The organism is Microbacterium algeriense, from assembly GCF_008868005.1.
GTDB lineage: Bacteria > Actinomycetota > Actinomycetes > Actinomycetales > Microbacteriaceae > Microbacterium > Microbacterium algeriense.
Genome location: NZ_WAAO01000001.1, coordinates 929538 through 955930, shown reverse-complemented (window position 1 = coordinate 955930; position 26393 = coordinate 929538). Strand labels below are relative to the sequence as shown.

Annotated in this window: 28 protein-coding genes and 1 pseudogene; 13 read left to right on the top strand and 16 right to left on the bottom strand. The window is 70.6% G+C overall.

Going from position 1 to position 26393, the window contains the following annotated elements; genetic code table 11:
* Positions 1 to 5: 5 nt before the first annotated feature.
* Positions 6 to 356, bottom strand: a complete 351-nt coding sequence (locus tag F6A08_RS04610; RefSeq protein WP_017201630.1) for a PLD nuclease N-terminal domain-containing protein — start codon at positions 354 to 356, stop codon at positions 6 to 8.
* 75 nt (positions 357 to 431) lie between these two features.
* Here F6A08_RS04610 and F6A08_RS04605 point away from each other — a divergent pair, with 75 nt between their 5' ends.
* The 4 genes from F6A08_RS04605 (at position 432) to F6A08_RS04590 (ending at position 4649) form a co-directional block, all read left to right on the top strand.
* The gene (locus F6A08_RS04605) at positions 432 to 860 is read left to right on the top strand and encodes a hypothetical protein (protein ID WP_192576683.1); all 429 of its coding nucleotides are present in this window, start codon (positions 432 to 434) and stop codon (positions 858 to 860) included.
* Between the two features lie 70 nt (positions 861 to 930).
* Positions 931 to 1584, top strand: coding sequence for a DsbA family protein (locus tag F6A08_RS04600; protein ID WP_151458750.1), 654 nt, complete (start codon positions 931 to 933; stop codon positions 1582 to 1584).
* Between the two features lie 124 nt (positions 1585 to 1708).
* Positions 1709 to 2521, top strand: coding sequence for a tyrosine-protein phosphatase (locus F6A08_RS04595; RefSeq protein ID WP_151458749.1), 813 nt, complete (start codon positions 1709 to 1711; stop codon positions 2519 to 2521).
* A 52-nt stretch (positions 2522 to 2573) separates the two neighbouring features.
* Entirely contained in the window at positions 2574 to 4649 is a 2076-nt protein-coding gene (locus F6A08_RS04590; RefSeq protein ID WP_151458748.1) for a bifunctional lysylphosphatidylglycerol flippase/synthetase MprF, read from the top strand.
* A 46-nt stretch (positions 4650 to 4695) separates the two neighbouring features.
* Here F6A08_RS04590 and F6A08_RS04585 read toward each other — a convergent pair whose 3' ends face one another.
* Complete coding sequence (locus tag F6A08_RS04585; RefSeq protein ID WP_151458747.1) at positions 4696 to 5922, bottom strand: type II toxin-antitoxin system HipA family toxin; 1227 nt, start codon at positions 5920 to 5922, stop codon at positions 4696 to 4698.
* Entirely contained in the window at positions 5919 to 6158 is a 240-nt protein-coding gene (locus F6A08_RS04580; RefSeq protein ID WP_017201636.1) for a helix-turn-helix domain-containing protein, read from the bottom strand. Before F6A08_RS04580 ends, F6A08_RS04585 begins: the two co-directional genes overlap by 4 nt.
* 113 nt (positions 6159 to 6271) lie before the next feature.
* Between F6A08_RS04580 and F6A08_RS04575 the strand changes: the two genes are divergently transcribed.
* Positions 6272 to 7105, top strand: coding sequence for a nucleotidyltransferase domain-containing protein (locus F6A08_RS04575; RefSeq protein ID WP_017201637.1), 834 nt, complete (start codon positions 6272 to 6274; stop codon positions 7103 to 7105).
* 3 nt (positions 7106 to 7108) lie between these two features.
* Here F6A08_RS04575 and tet(42) read toward each other — a convergent pair whose 3' ends face one another.
* Positions 7109 to 8395, bottom strand: a complete 1287-nt coding sequence (gene tet(42), locus F6A08_RS04570) for a tetracycline efflux MFS transporter Tet(42) (protein ID WP_225855734.1) — start codon at positions 8393 to 8395, stop codon at positions 7109 to 7111.
* 71 nt (positions 8396 to 8466) lie between these two features.
* On the opposite strand from tet(42), the gene F6A08_RS04565 reads away from it, so the two are divergent.
* A complete protein-coding gene (locus tag F6A08_RS04565; protein ID WP_124896318.1) occupies positions 8467 to 9114 on the top strand; it encodes a TetR/AcrR family transcriptional regulator in 648 nt (215 codons plus the stop codon).
* Here F6A08_RS04565 and arfB read toward each other — a convergent pair.
* The 3 genes and pseudogenes from arfB to F6A08_RS04550 form a co-directional block, all read right to left on the bottom strand.
* Complete coding sequence (gene arfB, locus F6A08_RS04560) at positions 9080 to 9520, bottom strand: alternative ribosome rescue aminoacyl-tRNA hydrolase ArfB (RefSeq protein WP_151458746.1); 441 nt, start codon at positions 9518 to 9520, stop codon at positions 9080 to 9082. The two genes, F6A08_RS04565 and arfB, sit on opposite strands and share 35 nt — an antisense overlap.
* An 81-nt stretch (positions 9521 to 9601) precedes the next feature.
* Positions 9602 to 9677, bottom strand: a pseudogene (locus tag F6A08_RS04555).
* A gap of 86 nt (positions 9678 to 9763) precedes the next feature.
* Positions 9764 to 10750, bottom strand: coding sequence for a helix-turn-helix transcriptional regulator (locus F6A08_RS04550; protein WP_151458745.1), 987 nt, complete (start codon positions 10748 to 10750; stop codon positions 9764 to 9766).
* Between the two features lie 63 nt (positions 10751 to 10813).
* On the opposite strand from F6A08_RS04550, the gene F6A08_RS04545 reads away from it, so the two are divergent.
* The 3 genes from F6A08_RS04545 (at position 10814) to F6A08_RS04535 (ending at position 13651) form a co-directional block, all read left to right on the top strand.
* Positions 10814 to 11860: an ATP-binding cassette domain-containing protein gene (locus F6A08_RS04545; protein WP_151458744.1), complete on the top strand. Its 1047-nt coding sequence runs from the start codon at positions 10814 to 10816 to the stop codon at positions 11858 to 11860.
* Positions 11857 to 12636 carry an ABC transporter permease gene (locus F6A08_RS04540; protein ID WP_151458743.1) on the top strand — a complete coding sequence of 260 codons (780 nt, stop codon included), beginning with the start codon at positions 11857 to 11859 and terminating at the stop codon, positions 12634 to 12636. The genes F6A08_RS04545 and F6A08_RS04540 overlap by 4 nt, the downstream gene beginning before the upstream one ends.
* Before the next feature lie 187 nt (positions 12637 to 12823).
* Positions 12824 to 13651 (top strand): SDR family oxidoreductase, encoded by an 828-nt coding sequence (locus F6A08_RS04535; protein ID WP_151459105.1) that lies wholly within the window; start codon positions 12824 to 12826, stop codon positions 13649 to 13651.
* Between the two features lie 16 nt (positions 13652 to 13667).
* Here the strand turns inward: F6A08_RS04535 and F6A08_RS04530 are convergent, their stop codons facing one another.
* The 5 genes from F6A08_RS04530 to F6A08_RS04510 all read right to left on the bottom strand — a co-directional run bounded on the left by F6A08_RS04530 (position 13668) and on the right by F6A08_RS04510 (position 19540).
* On the bottom strand, positions 13668 to 15059 hold the full coding sequence (locus F6A08_RS04530) for a DUF6716 putative glycosyltransferase (protein WP_151458742.1): 1392 nt from the start codon (positions 15057 to 15059) through the stop codon (positions 13668 to 13670).
* On the bottom strand, positions 15056 to 15928 hold the full coding sequence (locus F6A08_RS04525) for an N-acetylneuraminate synthase family protein (protein WP_124896323.1): 873 nt from the start codon (positions 15926 to 15928) through the stop codon (positions 15056 to 15058). Before F6A08_RS04525 ends, F6A08_RS04530 begins: the two co-directional genes overlap by 4 nt.
* Positions 15929 to 16020: 92 nt before the next feature.
* Entirely contained in the window at positions 16021 to 17211 is a 1191-nt protein-coding gene (locus F6A08_RS04520) for an acylneuraminate cytidylyltransferase (protein WP_225855733.1), read from the bottom strand.
* 2 nt (positions 17212 to 17213) lie between these two features.
* Positions 17214 to 18563 carry a polysialyltransferase family glycosyltransferase gene (locus tag F6A08_RS04515; protein WP_151458741.1) on the bottom strand — a complete coding sequence of 450 codons (1350 nt, stop codon included), beginning with the start codon at positions 18561 to 18563 and terminating at the stop codon, positions 17214 to 17216.
* Positions 18560 to 19540: a glycosyltransferase family 2 protein gene (locus F6A08_RS04510; RefSeq protein WP_151458740.1), complete on the bottom strand. Its 981-nt coding sequence runs from the start codon at positions 19538 to 19540 to the stop codon at positions 18560 to 18562. Before F6A08_RS04510 ends, F6A08_RS04515 begins: the two co-directional genes overlap by 4 nt.
* Before the next feature lie 418 nt (positions 19541 to 19958).
* On the opposite strand from F6A08_RS04510, the gene F6A08_RS04505 reads away from it, so the two are divergent.
* Entirely contained in the window at positions 19959 to 20897 is a 939-nt protein-coding gene (locus F6A08_RS04505) for a hypothetical protein (RefSeq protein ID WP_151458739.1), read from the top strand.
* Positions 20898 to 20906: 9 nt separating this feature from the next.
* Complete coding sequence (locus tag F6A08_RS04500; protein WP_151458738.1) at positions 20907 to 21218, top strand: DUF4229 domain-containing protein; 312 nt, start codon at positions 20907 to 20909, stop codon at positions 21216 to 21218.
* 390 nt (positions 21219 to 21608) lie between these two features.
* Here F6A08_RS04500 and F6A08_RS04495 read toward each other — a convergent pair whose 3' ends face one another.
* The 3 genes from F6A08_RS04495 to F6A08_RS04485 are packed head-to-tail and all read right to left on the bottom strand — an operon-like array spanning position 21609 to position 23307.
* Positions 21609 to 22583 carry a 1,4-dihydroxy-2-naphthoate polyprenyltransferase gene (locus F6A08_RS04495; protein WP_124896328.1) on the bottom strand — a complete coding sequence of 325 codons (975 nt, stop codon included), beginning with the start codon at positions 22581 to 22583 and terminating at the stop codon, positions 21609 to 21611.
* A 51-nt stretch (positions 22584 to 22634) separates the two neighbouring features.
* The gene (locus F6A08_RS04490) at positions 22635 to 22925 is read right to left on the bottom strand and encodes a DUF4287 domain-containing protein (RefSeq protein ID WP_124896329.1); all 291 of its coding nucleotides are present in this window, start codon (positions 22923 to 22925) and stop codon (positions 22635 to 22637) included.
* 16 nt (positions 22926 to 22941) lie between these two features.
* Complete coding sequence (locus F6A08_RS04485; RefSeq protein ID WP_124896330.1) at positions 22942 to 23307, bottom strand: cupin domain-containing protein; 366 nt, start codon at positions 23305 to 23307, stop codon at positions 22942 to 22944.
* Positions 23308 to 23352: 45 nt separating this feature from the next.
* Between F6A08_RS04485 and F6A08_RS04480 the strand changes: the two genes are divergently transcribed.
* Positions 23353 to 24378 carry an ArsR/SmtB family transcription factor gene (locus F6A08_RS04480; RefSeq protein ID WP_151458737.1) on the top strand — a complete coding sequence of 342 codons (1026 nt, stop codon included), beginning with the start codon at positions 23353 to 23355 and terminating at the stop codon, positions 24376 to 24378.
* A 7-nt stretch (positions 24379 to 24385) separates the two neighbouring features.
* Here the strand turns inward: F6A08_RS04480 and F6A08_RS04475 are convergent, their stop codons facing one another.
* Entirely contained in the window at positions 24386 to 24841 is a 456-nt protein-coding gene (locus tag F6A08_RS04475) for an Lrp/AsnC family transcriptional regulator (protein ID WP_017201655.1), read from the bottom strand.
* A gap of 72 nt (positions 24842 to 24913) precedes the next feature.
* Here F6A08_RS04475 and F6A08_RS04470 point away from each other — a divergent pair, with 72 nt between their 5' ends.
* Complete coding sequence (locus tag F6A08_RS04470; RefSeq protein WP_151458736.1) at positions 24914 to 26386, top strand: DUF6421 family protein; 1473 nt, start codon at positions 24914 to 24916, stop codon at positions 26384 to 26386.
* Positions 26387 to 26393 lie beyond the last annotated feature (7 nt).

Here is a 26393-nt window from a genome sequence, read left to right as displayed (position 1 = left end):
CGAGGTCACGGGCGCTGGTCCGTGGCCGGAGGCTCGTCGCTCTCCTCATCGAGACGGGCGAGCTCCTCCTCGAGGCGGCGGATGCGGGCGTCCTGCTCCGTCTTGCTGATGCTGCGCAGGAAGGCGGGGTCGTCATCGGGGGCGATGACGGGACGCACACCGGAATCGTTCGCGCGCCGACGGCCGATCACGAACCAGAGGATGCCGCCGATGACGGGCAGGAGCACCACGATGAAGATCCAGGCGGTCTTGGACACACCCCGGTGCCGCGTCGCCGGCTGCACGGCGCAGTCGACGATGCTGTACACCCAGAACACGGCGGCGAGGAAGCCGCCGATGATCAGTAGTCTCGCCACCCCTCCAGTGTAGGCACCTCCGGGACGCACGGGCCCCGGGAGGGGCAGAGGCGCCGTTGCTAGACTGCGCGGGAAATGCTGCCCACATCGCCGGAACGGATGCCGCGAGCGCGGGACGAGCGGCTGCTGATCGCCCGGATGATCACCGCCGTCGGCCTCGCGCTCCTCCTCGTCGTCGGCGCCTGGTCCACCTCGCACGGCACCGCCGACGTGCACGCCACTCTGTGTCTCGCGGCCGGTGTCTCCGATCCGGCGGCCGCCGCTTCGGGCCCGGACGCCGCGGCGGATGCGAGCGTGATCGACGTCCTCTCCTCGGACGCGGGTCTGTGCGTGATCGCGGCGCTGTGCTGCGTCGCGCTCGCCCTCCTGTTCCGACGGCTCGCCGGGCGGCGGTCCCGCCCTCTCGGGGCACGCGCACCGCGCACGGTGGCACCGCCCCGCGCCGGTCCCCTGCTCCTCGTCCCCGCGCTCACCCTCACGCAGCTATCCATCTCCCGCACCTGACCCGCGACGCGCGCATCGAGCCGCCCCAGCGGCATCCATCCCTCGTCGTACCCCTGTGTCTGGAGACCCCATGAAAACCTCTGTCAAGGCGACCCTGACCGCCATCGCCGTCGCCATCGTCCTGCTGATCGCCGGGATCGTCTTCGCCCTCTCGCAGCGGAGCTCCGCCCCTCCGGCCGAGGGCGGAGAGCCGCAGCAGACCGTCCGCACCGACTCGCATGTGCTCGATGAGGGCGGGGAGGACGCGGTGACCGTCGTGGAGTTCCTCGACTTCGAGTGCGAAGCGTGCGGCGCCTTCTATCCGGTGGTCGAAGAACTCCGCGAGAAGTACGCCGGAGACATCACCTATGTCGTGCGGTACTTCCCTCTGCCGGGACACGTCAACTCCACGCAGGCCGCCATCGCCGCGGAAGCCGCCGCCGGGCAGGATCGCTTCGAGGACATGTACCACCGGCTGTTCGAGACCCAGGCGCAGTGGGGCGAGGAGTCGGAGGAGACCCCCGAGGTGTTCCGGGCGTTCGCCGAGGAGCTGGGGCTCGACATGGCCGCCTACGACGCCGCGGTCGCCGACCCCGCCACCGCGCAGCGCGTGCAGGCGGACAAGAGCGACGGCGAACGGCTGCAGGTGAGCAGCACCCCGACGTTCTTCGTCGACGGCGAGCAGGTCGTGCTGCAGGAGTGGGACGACCTGGAGGAGGCGATCGAGAAGGCCGTGAACGGCTGAGACCCTCGAGTCGAGAGCCCCTCCCGGCGGAACATCACCAGGAGGGGGTCTCGTCGTCCGGCCCGAGACGCGACGGAGTCGTCGATACGCTGAGACCACGACCAGGGAGAGGGCTCGGACGACGATGGATGTGACTTCGGTTCTGCAGGTGACGCACAACGCGCGCGGGCTCGGTGGGCTCCCGATCTCCGGCGGCGGGCAGCTCGCCTCCGGGCTCCTGTTCCGCTCGGACGCGCTCGGCGCCCTGACCGACGACGGACGACGCGCCCTGGCCGACCTCGGCATCGGCACCGTGATCGACCTGCGCACCGACGCGGAGCGCGCCCGCTCGGCGGACCGTCTTCCCGAGGACGGCAGCGTGACGCTGCTCGAGCTCCCCATGCAGGGCGGCGCGATGGACGAGATGGTGAAGCGGATGATGCCCGCCGCGGGGCGCTCCGGGATGTCGGTGACCCAGGTGGCGGAGCTGCTGCAGCACGTGCCGACGCTGGAGGACCTGTACATCGCGATCCTGGAGGGGAGTTCCGCGCAGTTCGCGACCATCGCCCGCACCGTGCTGGCGGCCTCCCGCACCGATCGTCCCGGCGTCCTCATCCACTGCACTGCGGGCAAGGACCGCACCGGCCTCGCCTCGGCGCTCCTCCTCCTGCTCGCCGAGGTTCCCCGGGACGCCGTCGTCGCGGATTACACCCAGACGGAGACCGACCTCGCGCGCGGCTTCGCGGAAGCGCTCACCGGTCTCATCACCGCCCTCGGCATCCCGCTCACCCCGGAGCTGGACACCCTCGCGACCAAGGCCCCGGCATCGGCGATCGAGACCGCGATGGACTGGATCGCCACGCATCACGGCGACGTCGCCGGATACCTGCGCCACGGTGGCCTGACGGACGAGGAGATCGCCGAGCTGCGCCGGGTGCTGCGCGGCGAAGACGCCTGATCCGCCCGCGAATCCCTCCCGCGGTGGCAGCACCCCTCGCTACGCTGAGCGCATGACCGAGGAGCACGCCGCGTCGCCCCACCCCGTCGTCGCCGTCGCCGCGCGGATCCCCGCGACCCTCACCATGGTCGGCCTGATCCTCGTCGTGGGGGTCATCTGGCAGGGACTGTGGAAGCCCTTCGAGGATTCGGAGCTGTTCCCCACGGTCGCGTACGGCCTGCCCAACCTCGCCGACGGCCGCTGGTGGACGCCGCTCACCGGCACCTTCTTCGTCAACGAGCCCTGGGTGTACCTCTTCACGATCGCGGGGTTCTGGGGCATGGCGTTCCTGGAGTTCCGCCGAGGCACCCGCGTCGCGCTCGCGTACTACGGGATCGGACAGCTCTTCGCGATCTTCGCGACCGCCCTGCTGCTGCTCCTGCTGTCGCAGTTCCCCTGGGCCTGGGCGACCGAGCAGGCGCAGGCCCTCGACGTCGGCGCATCCGGCGGGACGATGGCCTGCATCGCCGCCGCGGTCGGCCTCTTCCGTCCGCCCTGGCGGGTGCGCGGCTGGCTGATCCTCCTGGGGTTCGTCTTCGTGGCGATGCTCTTCTGGGGCAAGGTCGCCGACCTCGAGCATCTGCTCGCGGTGCTGCTGATCCTCGTCGTCGACCGCTCGCTGCGGGTGCGGCACACCACGGTCAGAGAGCAGCGGCTCATCGCGGTGATGGCGATCCTCGTCCTCGGCGCGGTCGAGATCATCACGACCCTCGTGCCGACGGACGGGCCGTTCGGTCCGACCGACCCCGTCTCCGGCGGATTCATCGACCTGGCGATCGACGTGGTCGTGATCCTCGTCCTCGTGAACGGGCTGCGCAGAGGACGGCGGTGGTCGTGGGTGCTGGCGATCCTGCTCGGGGCGTTCAACGTGGTCGTGGCCGCCCTCGTGCTGATCCTCATCACGGTGTTCAGTCAAGCCCAGGTCGAGGTCCGCTGGGACGGCGACACCGAGCTCGCCCTCGCGAACGGCTTCCTCTGGATCATCATGCTCGTGTACCTGGTGTGGGTGCGCCGTGCGTTCCGCGCCAGACGGCGGTCCCGGCTCGGCATCCAGCCGCCTCCGACCGTCGACGACATGAAGCAGGAACTGCGCACCCACGGCGGCGGCACCCTCTCGTGGATGACCACCTGGGAGGGCAACAGCTACGCCAGGGTCGCCGGCGGCATCGTCGCCTATCAGCGCCGCAACGGCGTCGCCCTCGCGCTCGCCGACCCGATCGGCCCGGCACAGGCTCGCCCGGAGGCCGTCGCCGACTTCATCCACGCCGCCGAGCTCGCCGGCCTCGTGCCGTGCTTCTTCAGTGCCGACGAGGACACGCGCGCCGCCGTCCCGTCCACGTGGCGCAGCCTCGTCGTGGCCGACGACACGATCGTCGACCTGCCCGGTCTCGAGTTCACGGGCAAGCGCTGGGGTCCGGTGCGCACCTCGCTCAACCGGGCGGGCCGTGAGGAGATGACCTTCCGCCTCACGCAGCTGAAGAAGGAGTCCTGGGGTGTGCAGCAGCAGCTCCGCGCGATCTCCGAAGCCTGGGTCGGCGACAAGGACCTCCCCGAGATGCGCTTCACGCTCGGGACGCTGGAGGAGGCGGAGGATCCGGAGGTCCGCCTCGCCCTCGCGATCGCTCCCAACGGCGACGTCGACGGCTTCCTGTCGTGGCTGCCCGTCCACGGCCCTGGCGGCGTCGTCCGCGGCTGGACCCTCGACCTCATGCGGCGGCGCGAGGGCGGCTTCGGTCCCGTGATGGAGTTCCTGATCGGTTCGTCCGCGAAGCAGTTCTCCGACGAGGGCGCGCAGATCATGTCGCTCTCCGGCGCACCGCTCGCGCATGACTATCCGCCGGATGCAGGCGTGATCGCCGCTCTCAGCGACCGGCTCGCGGAAGCTCTGGAACCGGTGTACGGCTTCGGTTCGCTGCACCGGTTCAAGCAGAAGTTCCACCCCCGCTACGAGACCATGTACCTGCTGTTCCGTGACGAGAGCGACCTCACGCGGATCGGCGGTGCGCTCACCCGGGCCTTCCTGCCCGATGCGACCCTGCGACAGTTCGCTGGCGCCGGCCTCGAGCTCGTCCGCGGCGGCAAGGACTGACGCCGGCGGGATCCTCACCGAACGCGCGGCACCGTCAGTGCGCCCGTCAGCGAGCTCCTGCAGCGCGACCGTCGAGCAGGTTGCCGACGAAGCGGAGGATCTCATCCTGAAGGCCGGGGTGCGCACCCGCCAGCGGGGCCTGGCTCTGCACCAACGACTGCAGTTCTTCCAGCATGGTCCGCACCAACGCCTCAGGACGCCGCACCCCCCACACACGCAGTTCGGTGATGAGATCCTCGGCGGTGAGGTCGGCATGGCGGTACTTCTTGTTGACCGCCAACGCCACCTTCCCGTCGGTATCGATGTGGTGTGCCATCGGCACCACGTCGTACGCAGGCGCGAGCGATACATCTCCAGATGGCGGATGCAGCAGGCCGAGATTCTTCGTGTGCATGTCGAGATTGCCGATCGCGAGCCCGAGCGTCGTCATGCGCGCGAGCGCGTGGATGTCTTCTGCACCGGCGACGCTGCGAAGGGTCTGTGCGACGCGCTCCAGGCTCACCACACCGCCGATCTCCTGATACTTCTGATTCCCCGAAGCACCCAGTGCTTGGCTGAAGTCCTCCTGGTGGACACGCTGTCCCCCCGTCCGATCGAATCGCTCGATCACAAGGGCCGGAAGGCCGTCGAATTCCTCTATATGAGTATCGAACCGCGCAAGGCCGAGACCGCGAGCCAGCCGCGACCCGTACTCCTCGTCGAAGATGACGGTCGGCTTTTTCTCCAGCTGAGGCTTGAGGATATGCGTTGACGGGTGCCCTCCGACCACCTGGTTCCACTCTTCGCCCGCGCGCGCCAAGACGATCTTGGGCTGAACGCCACCGAGCGAGGACTTCCCCACCCCCGGGGCGTTCGCGAGCGGGTCGCGCAAAGGATGCTCCAGAAGGTCGCGGACGCCGCGCGCGTCCAGGACACGAAGTCCCGGCCTTCTCGGTTCACTCGGATCTTCGACATCCCAGATCTGCACTGCTCCTGCGACATCGCGTCCATACCGCGCCAGGAATGCCGGAGTGTCACCTCGTCTGATCCCGCTCTGAGCGAGCATGTAGGCGAGTTGGTCCCCCTCGGGAAGCAACTCGCCGAACCAGTTCCGCCTCCTCCCCGCCAGATGGCGCGGGAGCACGCGGACGAGGGGGATCGCGACGGACAGCACGCGACTGTTCATGCCGAAGACCTCGGTCGCTTCCCTCGCTCCGACGAAGTCGAAACTGCGGGCATCCGGACCCTCCAGGTGTCCGATCACTGTGTCGTACAGTTCGACGGCGAGCTTCATGCGGCATCATCGTCTTCCCACTGCGCCGAGAGCTGCACACCGGTCGCTCGGAGGAGATCGAAGATCTTCCGCATGTAGATCGTCGGCGTTCCCGACTCGATCTCGCTGACCGCACGCTGCGACATCCCGAGACTCTCGGCGAGTGCCGTCTGAGACAGGCCCTGAGCGAGCCTCGCCTGCTGGATGACGAGACCGATGTCGCCGGGCGCGCGAATCTTCATCCTCTGGTCGGTCACGGGCGCTCCCTCCTATTACGTTTTCCGGATAGTCCCAGGCTATTACGTTTTCCGGATAACGCAACGGTATGTCGATTTCCGGATAGCTGTAGCGGCCGCACCGGAGAATCCGCATGAGTACGATCGGTGTCGTGCTCGATGAAGACCGCCTCCGCTCCATGGCCGACGACCTGGGCAGGGTGGACGGGGTGCGAGCCGTCGCGTTGGGCGGCAGCCGCGCGCGCGGGACGCACCGTCCCGACTCCGACATCGATCTGGGGCTGTACGTGGAAGCCGACGTCGACCTGACCGCCATCGCGGAGGCGGCGAGCGGATGGACCGGTGAAGACGTTGAGATCGCCGACCGCGGCGGATGGGGACCCTGGGTCGACAGCGGGGCCTGGCTGATCGTCGACGGCGCACCGGTCGACCTCATCCTCCGCGACGTGATCCGCGTCGAGGAGCAGTGTGCCCGCGCCGTCCGTGGCGAGTTCGCCTTCCACTCCCAGCCGGGACACCCGCTCGGCTTCCTCGACGTCGCCTATGCGGGTGAGGTGGCGACCGGCGTGCCTCTCTGCGACCCGGACGGGATCCTCGTCGCGCTGGCTCGCAGTGTGAATCCGTACCCCGACGCCCTCCGCGCGGCGTTCGTCGAGAATCTCTGGCAGGTCGACTTCCTGCTGAACGCAGCCACGAAGGGCGCGAAGACGGGTGATGCCGCCTACGTGGCGCTGTGCGGAACCACGACGGCCATGCTGATCGCCCATACCTGGCACGCGGCCGCCGGCCAGTGGGTGACGAACGAGAAGGGACTGGTGCCGAACGTGGCACGGCTCCCGATCGACACGGCGGGGTTCAGCGCGACAGCCGCGGCGGTGCTCGGAAGCATCGGAACCTCGCCGGAACAGTTGCTGGCGTCGATCGCACGGCTGAGGGGGCTGCCGCGCCCGGCAACCCCCTCGAACTGAACCTCAGCCGGCCGTCTCCACGAGTGCCGCGGGAGCGTCGCCCGTCGTCTCGCCGGCCGGACGCTTCGCGGTGTTCGCGATGTGCGCCCGGCTGACGACGATCACCGCGACGACCATGAGGGCGACACCGAGCCAGTACGGCGCGGCGTGGCTGACCAACGCATAGAGCGCACCGGCGATGAGCGGCGCGGCGGTGCCCATCGCCGCGTTCAGCGACTGGGTCGCCCCGCCGAGCCAGCCCTGCTCGTCGTCCCCGACCGCGTTCGACATCGCCCCGTCCATCGCGGCCTGCGACGCGCCCTGGCCGGCTGCGAGCATGAGGGCGCCGACGATGAACACCCACGGCTGGGCGAAGAGCGACGCCACGACGGCGAGCGCCGCGAGACCGATCAGCTGCGCCACGATGCCGCTCACGATCACACCGCGCTCCCCGATCCGCGGAAGCAGGAAGCCGAGCAGCACGCCCTGGATGAGGATGTCGATGATCCCCACGGCGGCGGTGAGGAGTCCGATCTGCGTCGGCCCCCACTGGATCGAGTCCAGGGCGAGCACGCTGAAGTTGTTCACGAAGAAGCCGAACGGCAGGGCGAGCAGGGCGAAGCCGATCATCAGCCCGCGCAGCTCCCTGCGTCCGAACGCCTCCTTGAAGACGGCGAAGGGCTGCACATCGCGCAGCGTGATCGTGGCGATCCTGTTGCCCGGCTTCAGACTCTCCGGGAGCAGGAAGATGCTGAGGATCGCGATCGTCAGGGCGACGGCGGCGGTCAGGAACACCGGGAGCTGGATGCTGACGGCGGCGAGCAGTCCTCCGAGAGCCGGGCCGATCATGGTGCCGATGCCGGAGAGCGCGCCGAGGAGACCGAACCGTTGCGCACGCTTCTCCGGCGGAGTGATGTCGGCGAGATAGGCGAAGAGCGCGGGGAGGTCTCCCGCGGTCAGACCCTGGATCACCCGGGCGAGCACGAGGATCCAGAGGGCTCCGCCGACGCCGAACAGCGCCATGGACAGGGCCGCCCCGAACGCGGCGACGATGATGACCGGGCGGCGTCCGAAGCGGTCGGAGAGCCGTCCGAGGAACGGGGCCGCGAGGAAAGCGCAGAGGCCGTTGACCGCCTCGAGCACACCGACCCAGATGGCGAGGTCGCTCTCGTGCGAGACGTACTGCAGCACGACGAACGGGAGGACGGGAAGGACGACCGTCATGCCGATGACGGTGAGCATCGTCAGCACGATGAGCATGATCCACGCGCGGTTCTGTTCCCGGCGCGTCAGGAGATTGGGTGAAGTCATACCGAAAGTGTAGTCATACCAGTTTCGGTGTCAAGCCAGTTTTGTAGTCGGTTCACGGTAGACTGCTCGACATGACGACCCCACAGCCCCTCGGCCGACGCGAGCGGAAGAAGGCCGCGACCCGCAAGACGATCTCCGACGTCGCGACCCGCCTGTTCCTCGAGCGCGGCTTCGACGACGTCAGCATCCGCGAGGTCGCCGACGCCGCAGACGTCTCCCCGACCACCGTGTTCGCGCACTTCCCGCAGAAAGAGGCCCTCGTCTTCGACGAGGACGACGAACAGCGCGACCGCCTCGTCTCCGCCGTCCGCGACCGCCCGCTCGGAAGCACCATCAACCGGGCGATCCACGACTTCCACGTCACGGAGCTGCGCGCGAACGTCGATGAGCACGGCGACGAGGTCACCCGCACCTTCATGCGCTTCCTGAACGAGACCCCGGCGCTGCGCGACTACGCCGCGAAGATGTGGCTCCGGCACGAGGACGCCCTGTCGGAGGCGATCGCCGACGAGCTGGGCCTCGACGAGCCCACGGCGGAGATCCGCGTGTACGCGCGGTTCATCCTGCAGATGCAGCTGCTCGTCAACGAGAGCGACGATCCCTTCGCGACGCTGGAAGCGGGGTTCGCGATCCTCGAGAACGGCTGGGCGCGGGTCGAGGCCGACCTCGACGACTCGGCCGGCGTCAGTCCTCGTGAGGACGCCGCCGCAGACTCTTGACGTCGGTGCGACGCTGCTTCGCCTGCAGCCGGCGCTCCTTCGATCCGCGACTCGGCTTCGTCGGTCGGCGCGGCGGTGCCGGTGGACGCAGTGCTTCAGCCACCAGGGCGACGAGCCTCTCACGCGCGGCGTCCCGGTTGCGCAGCTGCGCGCGGTGCTCGGAGGCCGCGATCGTCAGCACGCCCGCGGTCAGGCGCCCGTGCAGCCGGTCGAGCAGCCTCTCGCGCTGATGCGGTGAGAGCACGGCGGAGTTCGCCACATCCCAGACGAGTTCCACGCGCGAATCGGCCGTGTTCACGCCCTGCCCTCCCGGTCCGGACGAGCGCGAGAAGCGCCACGACAGCTCGGTCTCCGGGATCGTGAGACCCGCCGAGACCCGCAGTCCTGGACGATACGCAGAGGGCATGACTCCATCATCCGCTCTCGGGAGCGGACTCGGGGCCGCGGCCGCGGCCGCGGCCGCGGGACCCGGGGACGGGAGCGGGAGTGGACGCGACGGCGGGAGTCGAACCCGCAACGCCGTCAGGTATGAGCTGAGGCCCGGGACCACCCGGATCGCCGCGATGGGGTCGACGTTACCGGGCCGTGATCCGACCCGCCAGGACCGTTGCCTGGGATAACACCATGAGTCGGCGGATGACGAGGGCGGTCACCCGGCGTCATCCGGGTCCGGGGCGTCGAGCGCGCGCAGCAGTCGCGCCACAGCCTCGCGCAGCTCGGAACGATGCGGTTCGGCCAGCGCCACCGTGTACTCGACACCTGCGGGGATCCAGAGCAGCGCGTACATCGCCTCGCGCCAGTCGGAGCCGCCGAACGGCCACCGTGTGCGGTCCTCGCCCACGGGTGTCGCCCCCTGCCCCCAGGGACCGAAGACGTCCTGCATCTCGGCGAGAGGCAGCTCCATCACCGCTGCCGCTTCGACCTTCTGCGGCGACCACGACGAGGCGACCAGCACCCGCTCCTCGATCTCCTCCGCACTGATGTCCCGTCGCGAGAACAGCACACGCGTGTGCTCCACCGCGACGACGCGGTCGACCCGGAACGTGCGCCAGTCCTCCCGGTCGAGGTCCCAGCACAGCAGGAACCACTTGCGGCCGGCCGGTGCCAGGGCGTGCGGCTCGACGCGACGCACACTCTCGCGCCCCGCGCCGTCCATGTAGCGGAGCCGCAGCCGCTCGGTGTCGCGGGTGGCGAGGGCGACTTCGCCGATGACCGCGGGCGAGACCACAGGGCCTTCACCGATCCGCGGCGCCTGGACGGATGCGGCGAGCGCGTTGACCCGCTGGCGCAGCACCGCAGGCAGCACCTGCTCCAGCTTGGCGAGCGCGGTGAGGGTGACCTCGGGTCCGCCGACGAGCTGCTGGGTGGCGGCGACCCGCAGTCCGATCGCCATGGTCACCGCCTCGTCGTCGTCGAGCAGCAGCGGAGGGACGGCGCTCCCCGCTTCCAGCCGATATCCCCCGGCGACGCCAGGGGTCGATTCCACGCGGTATCCCAGCTCCCGCAACCGGTCGACGTCGCGGCGCACGGTGCGCTCGGTCACCCCCAGCCGGGCGGCGAGTTCGGTCCCCGGCCAGTGCCGGTGCGTCTGCAGCAGGTTGAGCAGAGCCAGAGCGCGGGAGGTGGTGTCGGTCATGCGCCCCAGATTGCCAGAGAATGCGGACAGGATCTGTCCGCATGGGTTCGTACGCTCGCTCCCATGAACGAATCCCTCATCGAGACCGAAGGCCTGAGCAAGGTCTTCACCGTCAAGAAGACGCCGGTCCACGCCGTGACCGACGTCTCCTTCACCGCCGTGCGCGGGGAGCTCGTCGCCTTCCTCGGCCCGAACGGCGCCGGCAAGTCGACCACCCTGCGGATGCTGACCACCCTGATCCCACCGACGTCGGGACGTGCGACGGTGGTCGGTCACGACATCCACGCCGACGCGGCGGGCGTGCGCGCGCGCATCGGCTACGTCGGACAGCTCACCAGCGGCAGCTTCTCGCAGCGCGTGCGCGACGAGCTGCTGAGCCAGGGCGCCTTCTACGGGATGTCCAAGCGCGACAGCGCACGGCGGGCGGACGAGCTGATCGAGTCGCTCGACCTCACCTCGTTCGCGACGCGGACCGTGCAGCAGCTCAGCGGCGGGCAGAAGCGTCGGCTCGACATCGCGCTCGGGCTCATGCACGCCCCGCCGCTGCTCTTCCTCGACGAGCCCTCCACCGGACTCGACCCGCAGAGCAGGGCGAATCTGTGGGAGCACATCCTCGACCTGCGCACCCAGCACGGCACCACGGTCTTCCTCACCACGCACTACCTGGAGGAGGCCGATCGCTACGCCGAGCGCGTGATGGTCATGGACCGGGGACGCATCATCGCGGATGACGACGCCGCTTCCCTGAAGGCGACGCTCGCCGGCGACGTGCTGACCTTCGGGTTCGACGATGCCGCCGAGGCGGAGCGCGCCCGCACCGTGGTCGCCCGGCTCAGCACCGCCGACGTCACGATCGACGGGTCCGCCATCTCGCTCGCGGTTCCGGACGGCGATCGGCTGCTTCCGGTGATCGTGCGTGAGCTCGACGCCGCCGGCATCCTCGTCCGACGGGCGACCGGCGTGCCACCGACGCTCGACGACGTCTTCCTCGCCCTCACCGGCCGCACCCTGCGCGAAGCCGGAGAGGGTACGGATGCCGCGGATGAGGCATCCGCCATGGAAGCGGCGCCCGCCGCCTCTGACGACAGCACGACAGGAGTCCGCTCATGACCATCACCGACACCCTCGTGCGCCCGAACCTCGCGCGCGACACCAGGAACGTGCTGAGCCGCGAGCTCAAGCCCGTGCTCCGCGATCCGTTCACCCTGATCTTCAGTCTGCTGCAGCCGCTCGTCTTCCTCGGCCTGTTCGCTCCGCTGCTGATCGGCGACTCCGGGCGTCCGGCCGGGGAGACGTTGGCCTGGTTCGTCCCGGGCGTCCTGGTGATGATCGTGCTGTTCGGCACCGGCTCGACCGGGTCGAACCTGCAGTACGAGATGATGACCGGCTCCCACGAGCGCACGCTGGTGGCCCCGCTGGCCCGCTCCTCGCTGCTCGTGGGTCGCGCGCTGAAGGAGATCGCGCCGATCGTCGTGCAGGCGCTGATCATCGTGCTGATCGCCTGGCCGTTCGGCTTCGCGGCCGACATCCCGGGGCTGCTCATCGGACTGGCGCTGCTCGCCGTGTTCGGTGTGGGCCTGGGCTCCCTGTCGTACTCCCTCGCGCTCGCGACCAAGGACCGCGAGTGGCTGTTCTGGGGGGTGCAGCAGTCGCTGATCTTCCCGCTGCTGATCCTGTCGGGCATGCTGCTGCCCCTCGACGCCGCGCCGGACTGGATGCGGGTCGTCGCGTCGGTCAACCCGGTGAACTGGGTGGTGCAGGCCGAGCGCGCCCTGTTCGCGGGCGATCTCGGAGACATCACAGTGCTCTGGGGCTGGGTGTCCGCCCTGGCGGTCGCGGTCGTCGGCCTCGTGGTGGGGGTGCGGGCGATCCGCCGCAGCAGCTGAGTCCCGATGCACAGGTGACCCCGCGGCCATGAGTCGCGGGGGCACCCGTGCGGCTAGCGCGGCGTCGTCGCGACGTCAACCGGTTCGACGGCTCCGGGCCCTCGCCGTAGCGTCGCTCGCACCGATGACGCCCGAGCAGGAGGCCGACATGTCCGAATCTCAGCACAACGACAAGACCCCGACGCCGATGGCGGAGGCCGGCGACCCGCAGGCCCGGCTCGAGGCCGAGGCACGCCGGGCGATCGTGACCGGGGCCGACTCCGGGATCGGCCGCGCGACCGCCGTGGCCCTGGCGGCCGCCGGCATCGACGTCGGCATCACGTGGCACACCGACGAGGCCGGGGCGCAGGAGACGGCCGAGGAGGTACGCAGCCACGGCGCCAGGGCGGTGGTCACGCGGCTCGATGTCGCGGACATCCCGGCCTGCGGCGACGTGATCGACGGTCTGATCGCGGAGCTCGGCGGGGTTGACGTCTTCGTCAACAATGCCGGAGCCGGACTGCAGACGCCGTTCCTCGACGTCACGCTCGACGAGTGGAACCGTGTGCTCGACACCGACCTCACCGGCGCCTTCGTGTGCCTGCAGCGGGCGGCGCGCGCCATGGTCGCCGCGGGTCGCGGCGGGCGGCTCATCTCCGTCACGAGCGTGCACGAGCACCAGCCGATGGTGGGAGCCAGCGCCTACGACACCGCCAAGCACGGCCTGGGCGGGCTCATGAAGAACCTCGCACTCGAGCTCGGCCGGTACGGGATCAGTGCGGTGAGCGTGGCGCCGGGCGAGATCGCGACCCCGATGACCGGGCAGACCGACACCGACCCGCACGCGGAGGACCGGCCGGGCATCCCGCTCGGACGCCCAGGGGACGCGCGCGAGGTCGCCGCCCTGATCGCGTTCCTCGCCTCACCCGAGGCCGCCTACATCTCGGGAGCGTCCGTCGTGATCGACGGAGGCATGCTGCAGATGGGGCCGCAGGCGGGTGCGGCGATCGAGAGCCACGACTGGCGCACGGTCTGACCGCGACGCCGTCTGCTCACCGTCGCATCGAGTCGTGGAACGGGTTCGGCTCGAGCGTGTAGTCGGTCGCAGCATCGGACCAGGTGCTCGCCTCCGATGACCCGCCCCGGCCGCGCACGGCCGCCAGCGTCCGGGTGACCGGCGTGCCGACGGCGAGCGCCAGCGCCCCGCTCACGGTGCGGTCCTCCGCACCGAGCACACTCGCCCGATGCCAGGCCTCGTGCAGCGCGCCCCCGCGCGGGGAGGGGACACGACGGGCGGGGAGCGACCCCGAGCGACGCAAGGCGACCAGCTGCTCCACCCGCTCCCACCAGGTCGCATCGCTCTCCGGATGGAAGTAGTTGTCGCGCAGCCAGTCGGGGTGCGGATGCCGGAAGCGTCCTGCCACGACCTCGTCGCGCCCGCCGAGGAGACCACTGCCCACGAAGACCGTGTTGAGCAGGCTCTTGCGCACACCGAAGGAGTCGAGCGCGATCACGGGCACGCCGAGGGCCGTGGCCTCGATCGCCGCGGTGGAGCTCACCGTGACCAGCCCGGCGGCGGTCTCCAAGGCGGTGGCCATGGAGTCGTAGGAGAAGACGAGGTTCGCGGGGCGGCGACGGGGAAGCAGGGCGGGGTAGGGGTCGCGCTCGAGGTGCGTCTCCGCCTCTCCTGGACGCGATCGCAGCTTCACCACGACGCGTCGTCCCGGATCCGCTTCCGCCGCCCGCACGAGCATCGCCGCGATCCGCGCGCGCTCCTCCCTGGCGACCGGCACCAGGGCCTGCGCGGCGAACACGATGTCGGTGGCCGGCGGTCGCACGGGGGCCGCCGCCGGTGACGGACGCTCGGCGATCGCGACGCTGCTTCTCGCCGACGCGGTCGCGTCGACGCGCACCCGTCCGGCGGACACCATCCGCTGGCGCCGCCGCGCGAAGGGCAGGGTGGCGAGCGCCGTGGGCGTGCGCACCCCGATCCGCTCCCCCAGTTCGGCGAACGCGCGCATCTCCCGATGCGAATGCACGATCAGCAGGTCGGTGTGCCTGCGGTAGTCGAGGGCCCCGCGCTGCGCGGGGATCGCCATGCCGGGGAGCCCGGACACGGTGACCGGCCGGTGCGGGAGGGCATCGATCACGCGACCGAGGAGACGCACGAAAGGACCCCGTCCCGCCAGCAGGACCACGTCCGGGCGGTGACGGTCCAACCACTCGGTCGCTGCGGCGAAGTCGATGCGGGTGACGTCGTCCTGGCCGATCCCCGTTCCGGCGAGCGCTGTGCGCTCCTGGGCTGCACTGACCGTGAGCGGCGTGCGCACCAGGAGCAGGTGGGGGCGCAGGCCGGGGACGGATCCCAGCAGCGACGCCGCCCACTTCACGAACGAGTCGGCGTCGGCGACCGCGACGACCCGGATGCCGGCGGCATCGGTCATGCGGGCACGCGGCGGAGCTTCGCCATCGGGGCCTGCTCGCTCTCGAAGACGCGCTTGACCCCGTCGCCGACGGCGCGCTCGATCACCCGGATGTCGCGGACCAGGTGCTCCAGTCCGGTCGGCTCGAGCGAGGCGGCGTGGTCGGAGCCCCACATCGTGCGGTCCAGCGTGATGTGGCGCTCGACCGCGACCGCGCCCATCGCCACGGCGGCGAGCGAGATCTGCAGTCCGCGCTCGTGGCCGGAGTATCCGACCGGGATCCCGGGGTACCGGTCGCGCAGGGTCGCGATCACGCGCAGGTTCGCCTCTTCCGGTTCGAGCGGGTACGTGGAGGTGGCGTGCATCAGCACGACCCGATCGGTGCCGAGGGTGTCGAGCGCGCGATCGATCTGCGCGATCGTCGACATCCCGGTGGACAGGATCACGGGCTTGCCGGTCTCGCGGAGGGCGAGCAGCAGCTCGGTGTCGGTGAGGCTGGCCGAGGCGACCTTGTGGGCGACGACGTTCAGATCCTCCAGGAACTCGACGCTGGGCACATCCCACGGCGAGGCGAACCAGTCGAGTCCGCGCATCGTGGCGTGGTCGCCGATCTCGATGTATTCCGCGCGCCCGAACTCCACGCGCCGGCGGTATTCGAGATAGCTCATGAGCCCCCACGGCGTCTCCCGCGGCACATCGCGCATGTGCTCGGGCGTGGAGATCTCCGGGGTGCGCTTCTGGAACTTCACGGCGTCCGCACCGGCGCGGGCGGCGACGTCGATCAGGCGCTTCGCGATGTCGACGTCGCCGTTGTGGTTCAGGCCGATCTCCGCGATGACGTAGGCCGGACGGCCGCCGCCGATCACTCGTGAGCCGATGCTGACAGTCATGATTCCTCCGGTCGTCGGGCGGGAAGACACCCTTCCCTCCTGACTACGGGCCGCGGGTGAACACCGTGCGACGACCGGGTTACCGGCGGCGGTCAGCTCGACAACACGCGTTCGACGAGCTCCCGCACCGCGCCGTCGCCACCCCGACGCGTCAGCACCACCCGCGCCTCCTCGCGCACCAGGGGATGCGCATCGGCCACCGCGACCGGCCACCCGACGATCCGCATCGCCGGCAGGTCGTTCACGTCGTTGCCGAGGTAGGCGATGTCGGCAAGCGCCACCGCGTTCTGCTCCGCCCAGCTCCGCAGCGCGGACTCCTTGTCGTCGATGCCGTGCAGCACGGGCACGCGGAGCTTGTCGGCCCGAGCGCGGACGACGGGATTCACCTCGGTCGACAGAATCAGCATCGGGATGCCGGCACGGCGCAGCAGCGAGACTCCCATGCCGTCCTCCCGGCTGACCCGCACGCGCTCTCCGCCGTCTGCGTCGACGATCGCGGTGTCGTCGGTGTGCACGCCGTCGAAATCCGTGACGACCGCGCGGACCGGGATCGACGGGGCGGAGTCGTGCAGGGCCGCGAGCGCCCTGGCGATGCGCAGCTGATCCGCGTCGTCGATCTCGATCGCCGTCCACTCCGGCACGCGCGCGGCGCGGATCCTGCCGAAGAACCGGTGCCTGCTCTCGCGGAAGCCGTCGGCACGGAACACGTAGAAGGCGCCGGTCTCGAGCAGGTGCGGCTCGCGGTCCTGCCGACGCGGCCGGTGGGCGGCGTCGTGGTTGACGGCCACCGCCGCACCCTGCTCGTCGTCGCGCCACAGGAAGCCGTAGGTCTCGTGTGCCGCGAAGACACTGTCGGCGCGATCGGCGCGCACCTCCGCCACGGCGGCGGCGAGCGCGTCGCTCGGGATGAACGGCGAGGTCGCCTGCAGGAAGGCGACGACGTCCACCGGCGTGCCGTCATCCTCGAGGGCATCCAGGGCGTGCAGGATCGCGCTCTCCGACGTCGCGGTGTCTCCGGCGATCTCCGCCGGGCGACGGACCACCCGGGCGCCCGCCGCCTCGGCGATCGCGGCGATCTCGTCGTCGTCGGTGGAGACCACCACGAGGTCGATGCCGTCGGCGGACGACGCGGCCCGCACGGCGCGCTCGACGAGAGGCACCCCGCCGACCCGCTGCACGTTCTTGCGGGGCACCTGCTTCGATCCGCCGCGCGCCGGGATGACCGCCACGGTCCTCGGTCCGTGCTCCGCCATGATCCGCTCCCTCGCCATCGTCCTCGTCATCGTCATCGTCCTCGCAGCGCCCGCCACGCCCGCCCGAGGCGTCTTCGCGCCCCGAGTGCCGTGAGCCGCCACTCCTCGATCCTGCCGACTCCTCCCGCCGGCCGCACCGCCCGCCGCAGCAGGTTCTCCCGCGGGGCTCCGGGCAGGCGCAGCTCGCCGAGTCGGCGCGCCGAGAAGTACCGGTCGCGCTCCCGCGGATCCAGGCCGTCGAGGAACTCCTCAGCACGCCCGCGCAGATGCCCCGCGACCTCCGGCTGCATCGCGTACCCCACGGCGTCGACCAGGAGCTGCAGCCTCTCCGGCGCGGTGTATGGCGAGCCGTCCCGGGTGAGGGCGTCGACCAGGGTGGCCGGGATCCGGTTGCTGTTCTCGAACGGCGTCAACCCCGACAGGACGGCGTCGAGTCCCGCGGAGCCGATCTCGCGACCGAAGAGCGCGCGCACGGTGGGCAGCGCCGTGGAGAACCCCGCGACGACCGCCACCGCGTCCAAGCGCTCTGCGAGCAGTTCCGCCGCGAGCGGACCCCGGTACTCGACGAAGTCGATCCCGTGCGCGACCGCGCGGTCCCGCACGGCCGTCGTCACGAGGGGCGGGGCGGCGGGATGCGGTTTGAAGACGATGCGCTGCGGCGCCCAGCGGGCCGCCCGGTCGACCAGCCGAGCCTGCAGATCGATCTCCTGCGCCGGTGTCATGAGGCCCAGTGCGGAGAGGTACTGACCGAGCACGAGCACGGTCGAGGCCCCGTCGGCCCCCGGCACCGCGGCCCTGCCGGCCTCGTCCGTCTCCCGGAGCACCGCGGCGAACCGCTCCGGCGCCACCGGGACGAGCTCCGCGTCCGGCGACCCCACCAGCGGACGCACACCCGGCACCACGTCGGCGTGGAGGACACGCCGGACGCGCGCCGCCACCGGATACGGCAGCCGCACGCGCATCGGCGAGTACGTCATGAGACCGTCGCCCACGATCGTGATCCGCGCCCGGGGGAACAGCGTCATGAGCGTGCGGGCCGGCGCGACCTGAGGACTCTGCACGAACACCTCGAGGTCGTCGGGATCGAGCCCCCAGGCGCGGACGAGCAGCCGCTCCAGCATCGGGAGGTCGGCCTCCTCCGGTTCCCAGGAGCTCGGATGCTGGGGCCCGAGAACGTCCTCCAGCGGCTCGATACGGTCGAAGCGGGCACGCAGCGATCTCAGCACCGGATCATCCGCGATGCCGACCGCCGTCTCGGGCACTCGCGAGGAGGTGAACGGCACCAGCAGGCGCTCGGAGCCGTCGCCCGGAAGCCCGTCGTCGATGGCCGCGGCGGCGGTCGCGAGTCCGTACGCGCTGTGCAGGGCGAAGATCTGCGTCATGCCGACCGTCCCGCCTGTCGGAGCAGTCGCGCCAGCACCCGACGCCGCGGACCGTCGAAGCGCGCGAGCACGGCCGCCGTCTCCCCGGCAGGAAGCCGTCGCAGCATCCGCCCGATCCCTGCCCGCATCTCTGTCCGCACCGACGGGCTCATCCGCCGCGCGCGCACCAGGTGGTGCGAGCTGAGCGCGAGCGCCGTCCAGACGACCTTGGGGGTGAACCGCTCGGCCTCCGCATCCTGCTCGACCATCGCGATGACCTCGTCCATGGCCCGCACGAAGTCCAGCTGCCGTCGATCCCGCGCCTGAGTGAGAGACGTGGCGACACCGCGTCGGTACAGCAGCGCCGGGGCGTCGACCACCGCGAACGACCGGGCCTGCAGATGCAGCCGCCAGATCCAGGGGCGATCCTCCGCCGTGAACAGCCCCTCGGGGAACGCGGCCAGACCGCGGTCGATCACGCGCCGGTGGAAGATGCCCGCCCAGGCGTAGGGGTAGTCGACCATGGTCGACTCGTGCTCGGGCAGGATCGCCTCCCGCGGCGGCAGCACCTCTTCACGCCAGGGATGCGGCGCGCGCACGAGCGTCCGCTGCTGCCCCGTGACCCGCACATGATCCGTGCGCAGGAAGTCGGCGTCGAGGGCGCGGAGCCGGGAGGAGAGCACGGCCAGGCGCCGCGGCTGCATCCAGTCGTCGCCGTCGAGGAAGCAGAACGCCTCGCTCTCGACGCGCAGCAGACCCTGGTTGCGGGCGCTCGCCAGGCCTCGGGCCGTGGGGTTCCTGATCACCTCCGCGTGCGGGAAGCGCTCCGCGTACTGCCGCATCAGGGCGCCGGTGTCATCGCGCGAGCCGTCGTCGATCGCGACCAGCTTCAGGGACGAGGGGTCCTCGAACTGCCGGGTGAGGGTCTCGAGCGTCGTCCCGATGTACTCCCCGGCGTCCTTGGCGGGCAGGATGACGGTGACGAGGGGTGTGCGCACAGGGCTCCCGGGGACAGGTGGTGTCCGGGGATGGTGTCAGGAGCGCCTTGCCGGATGGCGACGCGGAGGTGAACACCGGGTTTCGCGGCGGGCACCGGACGCCCGGAGGCAGGAGCGTGAGACGGGGCGGCGTTGAGGTGTGGCCCCGCACCCGAACGGGACCACACCTCCCAGTGCATCGCACTGCCGAACGCGAGGCGTTCGGGATGAGACCGCCCGAAGGTGGCCTCATCGTCGCGGGACCCGCCAACCCCCATCAGCCGGCCCCGAGACGTCTCTCCGGTCGTGCGCTTCCCTTGAGAGGGTCACGACCACAAGTAACATGATACATGTTACTCGGCGCAGATCGCGCACCAGGAGGCCTCGGGCCGCCGCCGCGGGTTCGCGCCCCTGGTCGAGATGGGCGACGATGGAGGGCATGCTCTGGCCCTTCGGATCGACCTGGCGCCCGGTGCGGCACCGGCAGCGCGACACGGTCGACCTGCGGTGGCTCAGTGCGCGGACCTGGACCCGGCGCTGGTACCCGCAGGGCATCGACCTCGGCACGTGGCAGGGCCGCCGCACCGTGGCCGTCAGCTGGTTCCGGCAGAGACTGGACGGCGTGCACCTCGCCTCGCGCGTCACGTTCGTCGACCTCGAGCGCTCCCGACACCTCGACGTGCTGCTCGCGCTCACGGATGAGGAGGGGGAGCTGCAGCCGGCCCCCATCCACGCCGGTGGTCTCGCCTGGTTCGGCGATCGACTGTTCGTCGCCGCGACGGGTCGCGGCATCTGGGAGTTCGACCTGGGCGGCATCCGGAAGGTCCGCGGTGCGGTCGCGCAACGCGTGGGGGGCAGCCGACGCCGCGGCGGACGGACGACCGCGCTCGTCGCGGTGCGCACCCGCGTGCATCCGGTGGCCCTGCGCTGCTCGTATCTCGGTCGGGTGTTCGCGGACGACGGCACCCCCGTGCCGCGCGTGCTCATCGGAGAGCACCGCACCGACGACAGCGGACGCATCGGCGAGTTCGCCCTCCCGGAGGACGAGGGCGCGACGACGAGCTCCGGTTTCGTCGAGGTCGACCGCTTCGCCCCGGCGATACCGCGCATGCAGGGAGTCGTCCGCTGGGGCGACCGCTACTTCGTGTCCCAGTCCGACGACCTGCGACCCGGCACCCTGTGGAGCGGTGGTCGTGACGCGCTGCGACACGACCGCGTACCCCTGCCGGTCGGATGCGAGGACCTCGCCCTCGACCCCGACGCCCGCCTGCTCTGGTCCCTGGGAGAGCACCCCTGGCACCGGGTCGTCCGGGGCATCCCCTTCTCCCGCCTCGGAATCGACGGCGGGCGCACGGACCCCTCGCCTCGGCGAACGTAGACTGGGAGGGTGAAGAAGTCCGCACCCCTCCTCGTCTACTCCGTGCTGCGGCTGCTGGCATTCCTCGTCCCGCTCGCCATCCTCTGGCTCTTCTTCCCGATCTTCCGCGAGCTCTGGTGGCTCGCTGCGATCTTCGCCGCCCTGATCGGCGTCAGCATCTCGATGCTGTTCCTGCGTGCACCTCTCACGGACGCCTCGGCGCGTCTTCACGAACGCCGCGAGGCCCGCACGACCGGCGCCCAGGCCGACGCCGAGACCGAGGACGCGGTCATCGACGCCGAGCCCCCCGCCTCCGACGGCGACTCCCCCACCCGCCCCTGACCACCCCGGCCCCTCCCGCCGACCTGCCCCGCCCGGCCCCGCCCGCTCCGCACGGCCCCGCCCGCCACGCACAACTTCGGAGATCCGGGACGACACGCCGCGGCATCCACCCTTCGCCCCGGCATGTCGCGGCGAATCTCCGAAGTTGTGCCGCGGCATTCCCGCCGGCCCGCTCCGCCCCCGGCACGAGCTGGCCCGCCCCGTCGGCCCCTCCCGCTCCGCACGGCCCCGCCCGGCCTGCACAACTTCGGAGATCCGGGACGACACGCCGCGGCATCCATCCTTCACCCCGGCGTCTCGCGGCGGATCTCCGAAGTTGTGCGGGGAGTCCCGGCATGTCGCGGCGAATCTCCGAAGTTGTGCGGGGAATCGCGGGATGCGAGGGGCGGGTCAGCCGGCGAAGGCCCAGAAGAGGGCGACGGCGTACAGCAGGGACGTCAGGGAGGTCAGGGCGAGGGCGGTGACCAGCTCCTTGGGCTGACGGTAGGTCCACACGATCAGGATCGCGGGGAGCCCGGCCAGCAGCGCGAGGAGCGAGATCCACGCGATCGGGAACAGCAGCGCGAGCAGCACGGCGATGCCGAACGGGGCGAGCACGAACAGGGTGAACAGCACCTGGGTCGCTCTGCGGCCGATCAGGACCGTGAGCGTGCGCTTGCCGACCTCGCGATCCTGGTCGATGTCACGCAGGTTGTTGGCGAGCAGCACCGCGCACGCGAACAGCCCGGCGGCGATCGCGCCCAGCCACGCCTGCTGCGGCAGGTCGAAGATCTGCACCCACGTGGTGCCGAGCGTCGCGACGAGCCCGAAGAACACGAACACGAACACCTCGCCCAGGCCGTAGTAGCCGTACGGGCGCTTGCCTCCGGTGTAGAACCAGGCGGCGACGATGCACGCGGCACCGACGGCCAGCATCCACCACTGCCCTGTCCGCACCACGATCGCGAGTCCGACCAGGGCGGCGAGGGCGAAGAAGATCAGCCCGATGATGAGCACCGTGCGCGGCCGCACTCGGCCGGAGGCGGTGAGCCGGGCCGGGCCGACGCGGTGGGCGTCCGTTCCCCGCACGCCGTCGCTGTAGTCGTTCGTGAAGTTCACGCCGATCTGCAGCAGCACGGCCACAGCGAGGCACGCGAGCGCGATGACCCAGTGGAACTCGGGCCCCGTGCTGCGCGCCGCTCCCGTGCCGATGACCACGGGGGCGATCGCGAGCGGGAGGGTGCGCAGTCGCGCCGCGCCGATCCAGTCGGATGCCGTCACCGGACCCGCCTCGACCACAGGGCGCCTGGCCGGATTGCCGCTCGTGCGGCTCGTCGTGCGCTGGGCGCGCCGGTTCTTCTTCTTGCGCTGAGAGGATGCTGCCACCCACGGAATCCTAGTCGTCGCGCCGATGCGCCCTCGTCCGCGGGGGCGGGCTCAGCGGTCGGGGTTGGTGTCCTTGCCGTCGAGCCACAGTGTGTTCGACGCATCGGCGTGCGTGCCGCCGCTGCCCACGTGCTTGTCGCTGATCTGCGGCCCCTTGGTGATCACGTGGACGAGCGCCATGGCATGGCCCTGACCGAGCTGATAGTCCTCCTTGAGCCAGGCGACGATGGGAGCCGCCTTGGTGGTGCTGTCGAACCCCTTCTCGGCAGCGAGGTCGATGAACTGGCGCGGCGTGAGGCCGGTCTTGGTCTCGATGTTGTCGAGGTATGCCTGGAAGGACACGGGTGCTCCTGGTGGGTCAGTCCTCGTCGAGGAAGGTCTGGATGATGGTGGGGGACGCGTGGATGCCGAGGATCCTGAGCTCGCCGTCACCCGCATTGACGAAGCGGTGGGGGACGAACGCCGGACCTGTCGCGGTGTCGCCCGCGCCGGCCAGGAAAGTCTCCTCGCCCACGGTGATCGAGGCAACGCCTTCGACGACGACCCAGGTCTCCGGGTAGGGGTGCCAATGCAGCCCCGGCCCCTCTCCCGGCTGATTCTCCACCCAGAAGTAGGAGACCGCCGCGCCGTGCTCCGCGCCGACGAATCGTCGACTGCGCCCCGTGCCGATCCGGATCTCGGCGCCGGGGACGACGACGCCGGAGGAGAGCGAGCTGCTGTTCATGGGTCCAGTCTCGACAGCACGTCGACCGCTCCCTAGAGTTTCGATGTGGATCGAAACTCCGGCCCGGTCGAGGGCGTCGAGCACCCGGACCATCGGGTCGAGTTCCACCTCAGCCCCGGGGATGTCGAGGCGGTGCGATTCGGCATCTCCCCCGGGCACGAACTGGCGCACGCGGTCCGGGTGCTGCGCAGGCCCGCCGCCCACCCGCTGCAGTGGGGCTGGCTGCGCGCGGTGCGGGATCGCCTCCCGCGCGACGACTTCGCGCTCCTCGCCACGGTGGTCGGCGACGACGGCTACCTGCCGGACTTCCTGACCACGGCGCCCCGCTGGGACCTCACACCCGAGATCGAACTCGACGAGCTGCGCGCCGCACCGCTCGATCCGATGCGCGTCGACTTCGGCAAGATGGTGCGGCGCTCGGCGGGAGCCCGACAGCAGGCGCTGCGGGAGATGCGGGAGCATCCCGCGCGAGCCCGGGGGATGATCGCCGACGCCTGGGCCGCGGTGTGGGATGCCGCCCTCTCGCCGGTCTGGCCGCAGCTCGAGCGTCTCCTGCGCGCCGACGTCGCCGTCCGTTCGCGGACGATCGCGACCGCAGGCATCGCGAGCATGGCGGGCGATCTGCATCCGCAGGTGTCGTGGGGCGGAGGGGCGGTGCGGGTCGCGTTGCGCCGCCACAGCGAGCAGGTCGACTGCCGCGGCGGCGGGCTGGTGCTGGTGCCGTCGGTCATGTCGTCGTGGGGATGCATGGTCCTCACCGAGCCACCGGCGCAGCCGACGCTCTTCTATCCGGCGCGCGGCGTCACAGCCGGGTGGGCCCGCGACAGCGCCGACATCGCCGCCGCGCTGGGTGCGCTGCTGGGCGCGGTCCGCGGCGGCATCCTCCTGGCGGCCGGCACGGCGCGCACCACGTCGCAAGTGGCCGTCGACGCCGGCATCGCCGTCTCGACCGCCTCGCACCACCTCGCCGTCCTCCGCGGCGCGGGGCTCGTCACCAGCGAACGCGACGGGGCACGCATGCTCCACCTGCGGACACCGCTCGGCGAGGCGATGGTGGGCGCGGTGCTCTGAGCCTCGACTATTCGGCGGCGACGGGGATGATCGGCCGGTGCTCGTAGTAGGTCTGCAGCACCACGGTGGTGCGCGTGCTCACATTGGCGGCCAGACGCACGTCTCGGACGAGCTCCTCGAGCGCCCGCGGCGTCGGCACGCGGACGAACAGCATGTAGCTCGCGTCTCCCGCGATGGAGTGGCAGGCCTCGATCGCATCGAGGTGCTCCAGGAGCTCGGGGGCGTTGTCCGGCTGCGCCGGGTCGAGCGGGGTGATCTCGATGAAGGCGGACAGGGGTGTGCCCACCTGCTCCGGGTCGAGGATCGCCCGGTAGCCGCTGATCACACCGCGCGTCTCCAGGCGCCGCAGCCGTGACTGCACGGCCGACACCGACAGGCCCACCGCATCGGACAGCTGGGAGAGCGTGGCGCGGCCGTCTCGGGAGATCGCGGCCAGGATCGCGCGGTCGACAGAATCATCCATAGCTGTAAGATTATCGTCAGGATTCCGTTATTGCCGGAATCTTTCCGTCATTTCCCGCGATCGGAGGTTCCGATGTCCCTCGTTTCCGCCAACAGTTCCGCTGTCCAGGCCGTCGTCGGCGAACCCGAGGTCGTCGAGGACGCTTCGACAGGCTCAGGGCAGGCGCAGGACGTGGAGAACTCCGCCGCCTGGGCGCAGCTCAAGCAGGCGGCGATCGCCATCCGTGAGCTGCAGATCAAGGACGGTTCGATCCCTGGCGCTTCGACAAGCTCGGCGACCAAGGACCAGGCGACCGCGCTCGTCGGGGAGATCACCGCCGCGATCCGCGCGCTCGCCCCCGCATTCCCGCACGACGCCGAGTACCTCGCCGCGTCCGTCGCCGACTTCGAGCGCTGGGCGGCGGAGGACTTCGGTGTGCCGGACTTCCTCGACTCGCTGGTGGCGTTCCAGCCGCAGCAGCACCGCGTCGACGGCATCCGCCACCTCGTCGTCTTCCCGATGTACACCCAGAACGGCTCGAGCGACCGCCTGGTCGAGGCGCTCATCGTCGAGACCATCTGGCCGGAGTTCATCGCCGCGCTCGAGGCCGGCGACTACGGCAACAAGCTCTTCGTCTCGCTGCGGCTCGTCGACTTCACGCCCGGCTACGACACGAACTCCGCGGTGCTGTTCCCGGAGACCGTCGCCATGCGCGAGATCCCGACCTTCACCTGGGGCGCGATCTTCCAGGACCGGGAGGCCGCCCGCTACCGCCGCGTGGTCCGTGCGGCCTCGGAGATCACCAACCTCGACCTCCCGGAGCGCGCTGCGGCGATGCTGGAGGATCAGGAGGTCGCCGAGAAGACCTTCGTGATGTGGGACATCATCCACGACCGCACTCACATGCGCGGGGACCTGCCCTTCGACCCGTTCATGATCAAGCAGCGGATGCCGTTCTTCCTCTACTCGCTGGAGGAGATGCGGTGCGACATGACGGCGTTCCGCGAGTCGGTGAAGATCGAGCGGGCGCTGGACGCCAGGGTCGCCGCGGGCGAGGAGCTCACGGAGACCGAGCGGGAGATGCACGAGTACGCGCACCTGGTGCAGTACGCCGTGATCTTCGACCGCATCTTCCGCTTCGCCATCACCGGTACGCGCGTGCGCAACTACGACGCGGTGGGCGGCCAGCTCCTGTTCGCGTGGCTGCACCAGCGCGGCGTGCTGCACTGGACCGACACGGCGCTCGCCTTCGACTGGGAGAACGTGCCGGACGCCGTCGTGGCCCTCGGCGACGCGATCGACGACCTGTACTGGCACTCGATCGACCGCCCCAAGGTCGCGCACTGGCTCGCCGCCTACGAGCTGGTCCGCAGCACGCTGACGCCGCACCCCGCGTCGCAGTGGGCCCGCGGACTGTCGGACGAGATCCTCGCCGGGGCACCGAAGGGCTACACGGACGCGGTCCTGGACGACGAGTTCCCGCTGTCGATGTTCTTCGAGACCCTCGACAAGAAGATGAAGCCCGTCATCGAGTCGACGGTCGGCATCCGAGGAACGGACGACTGACGACTTC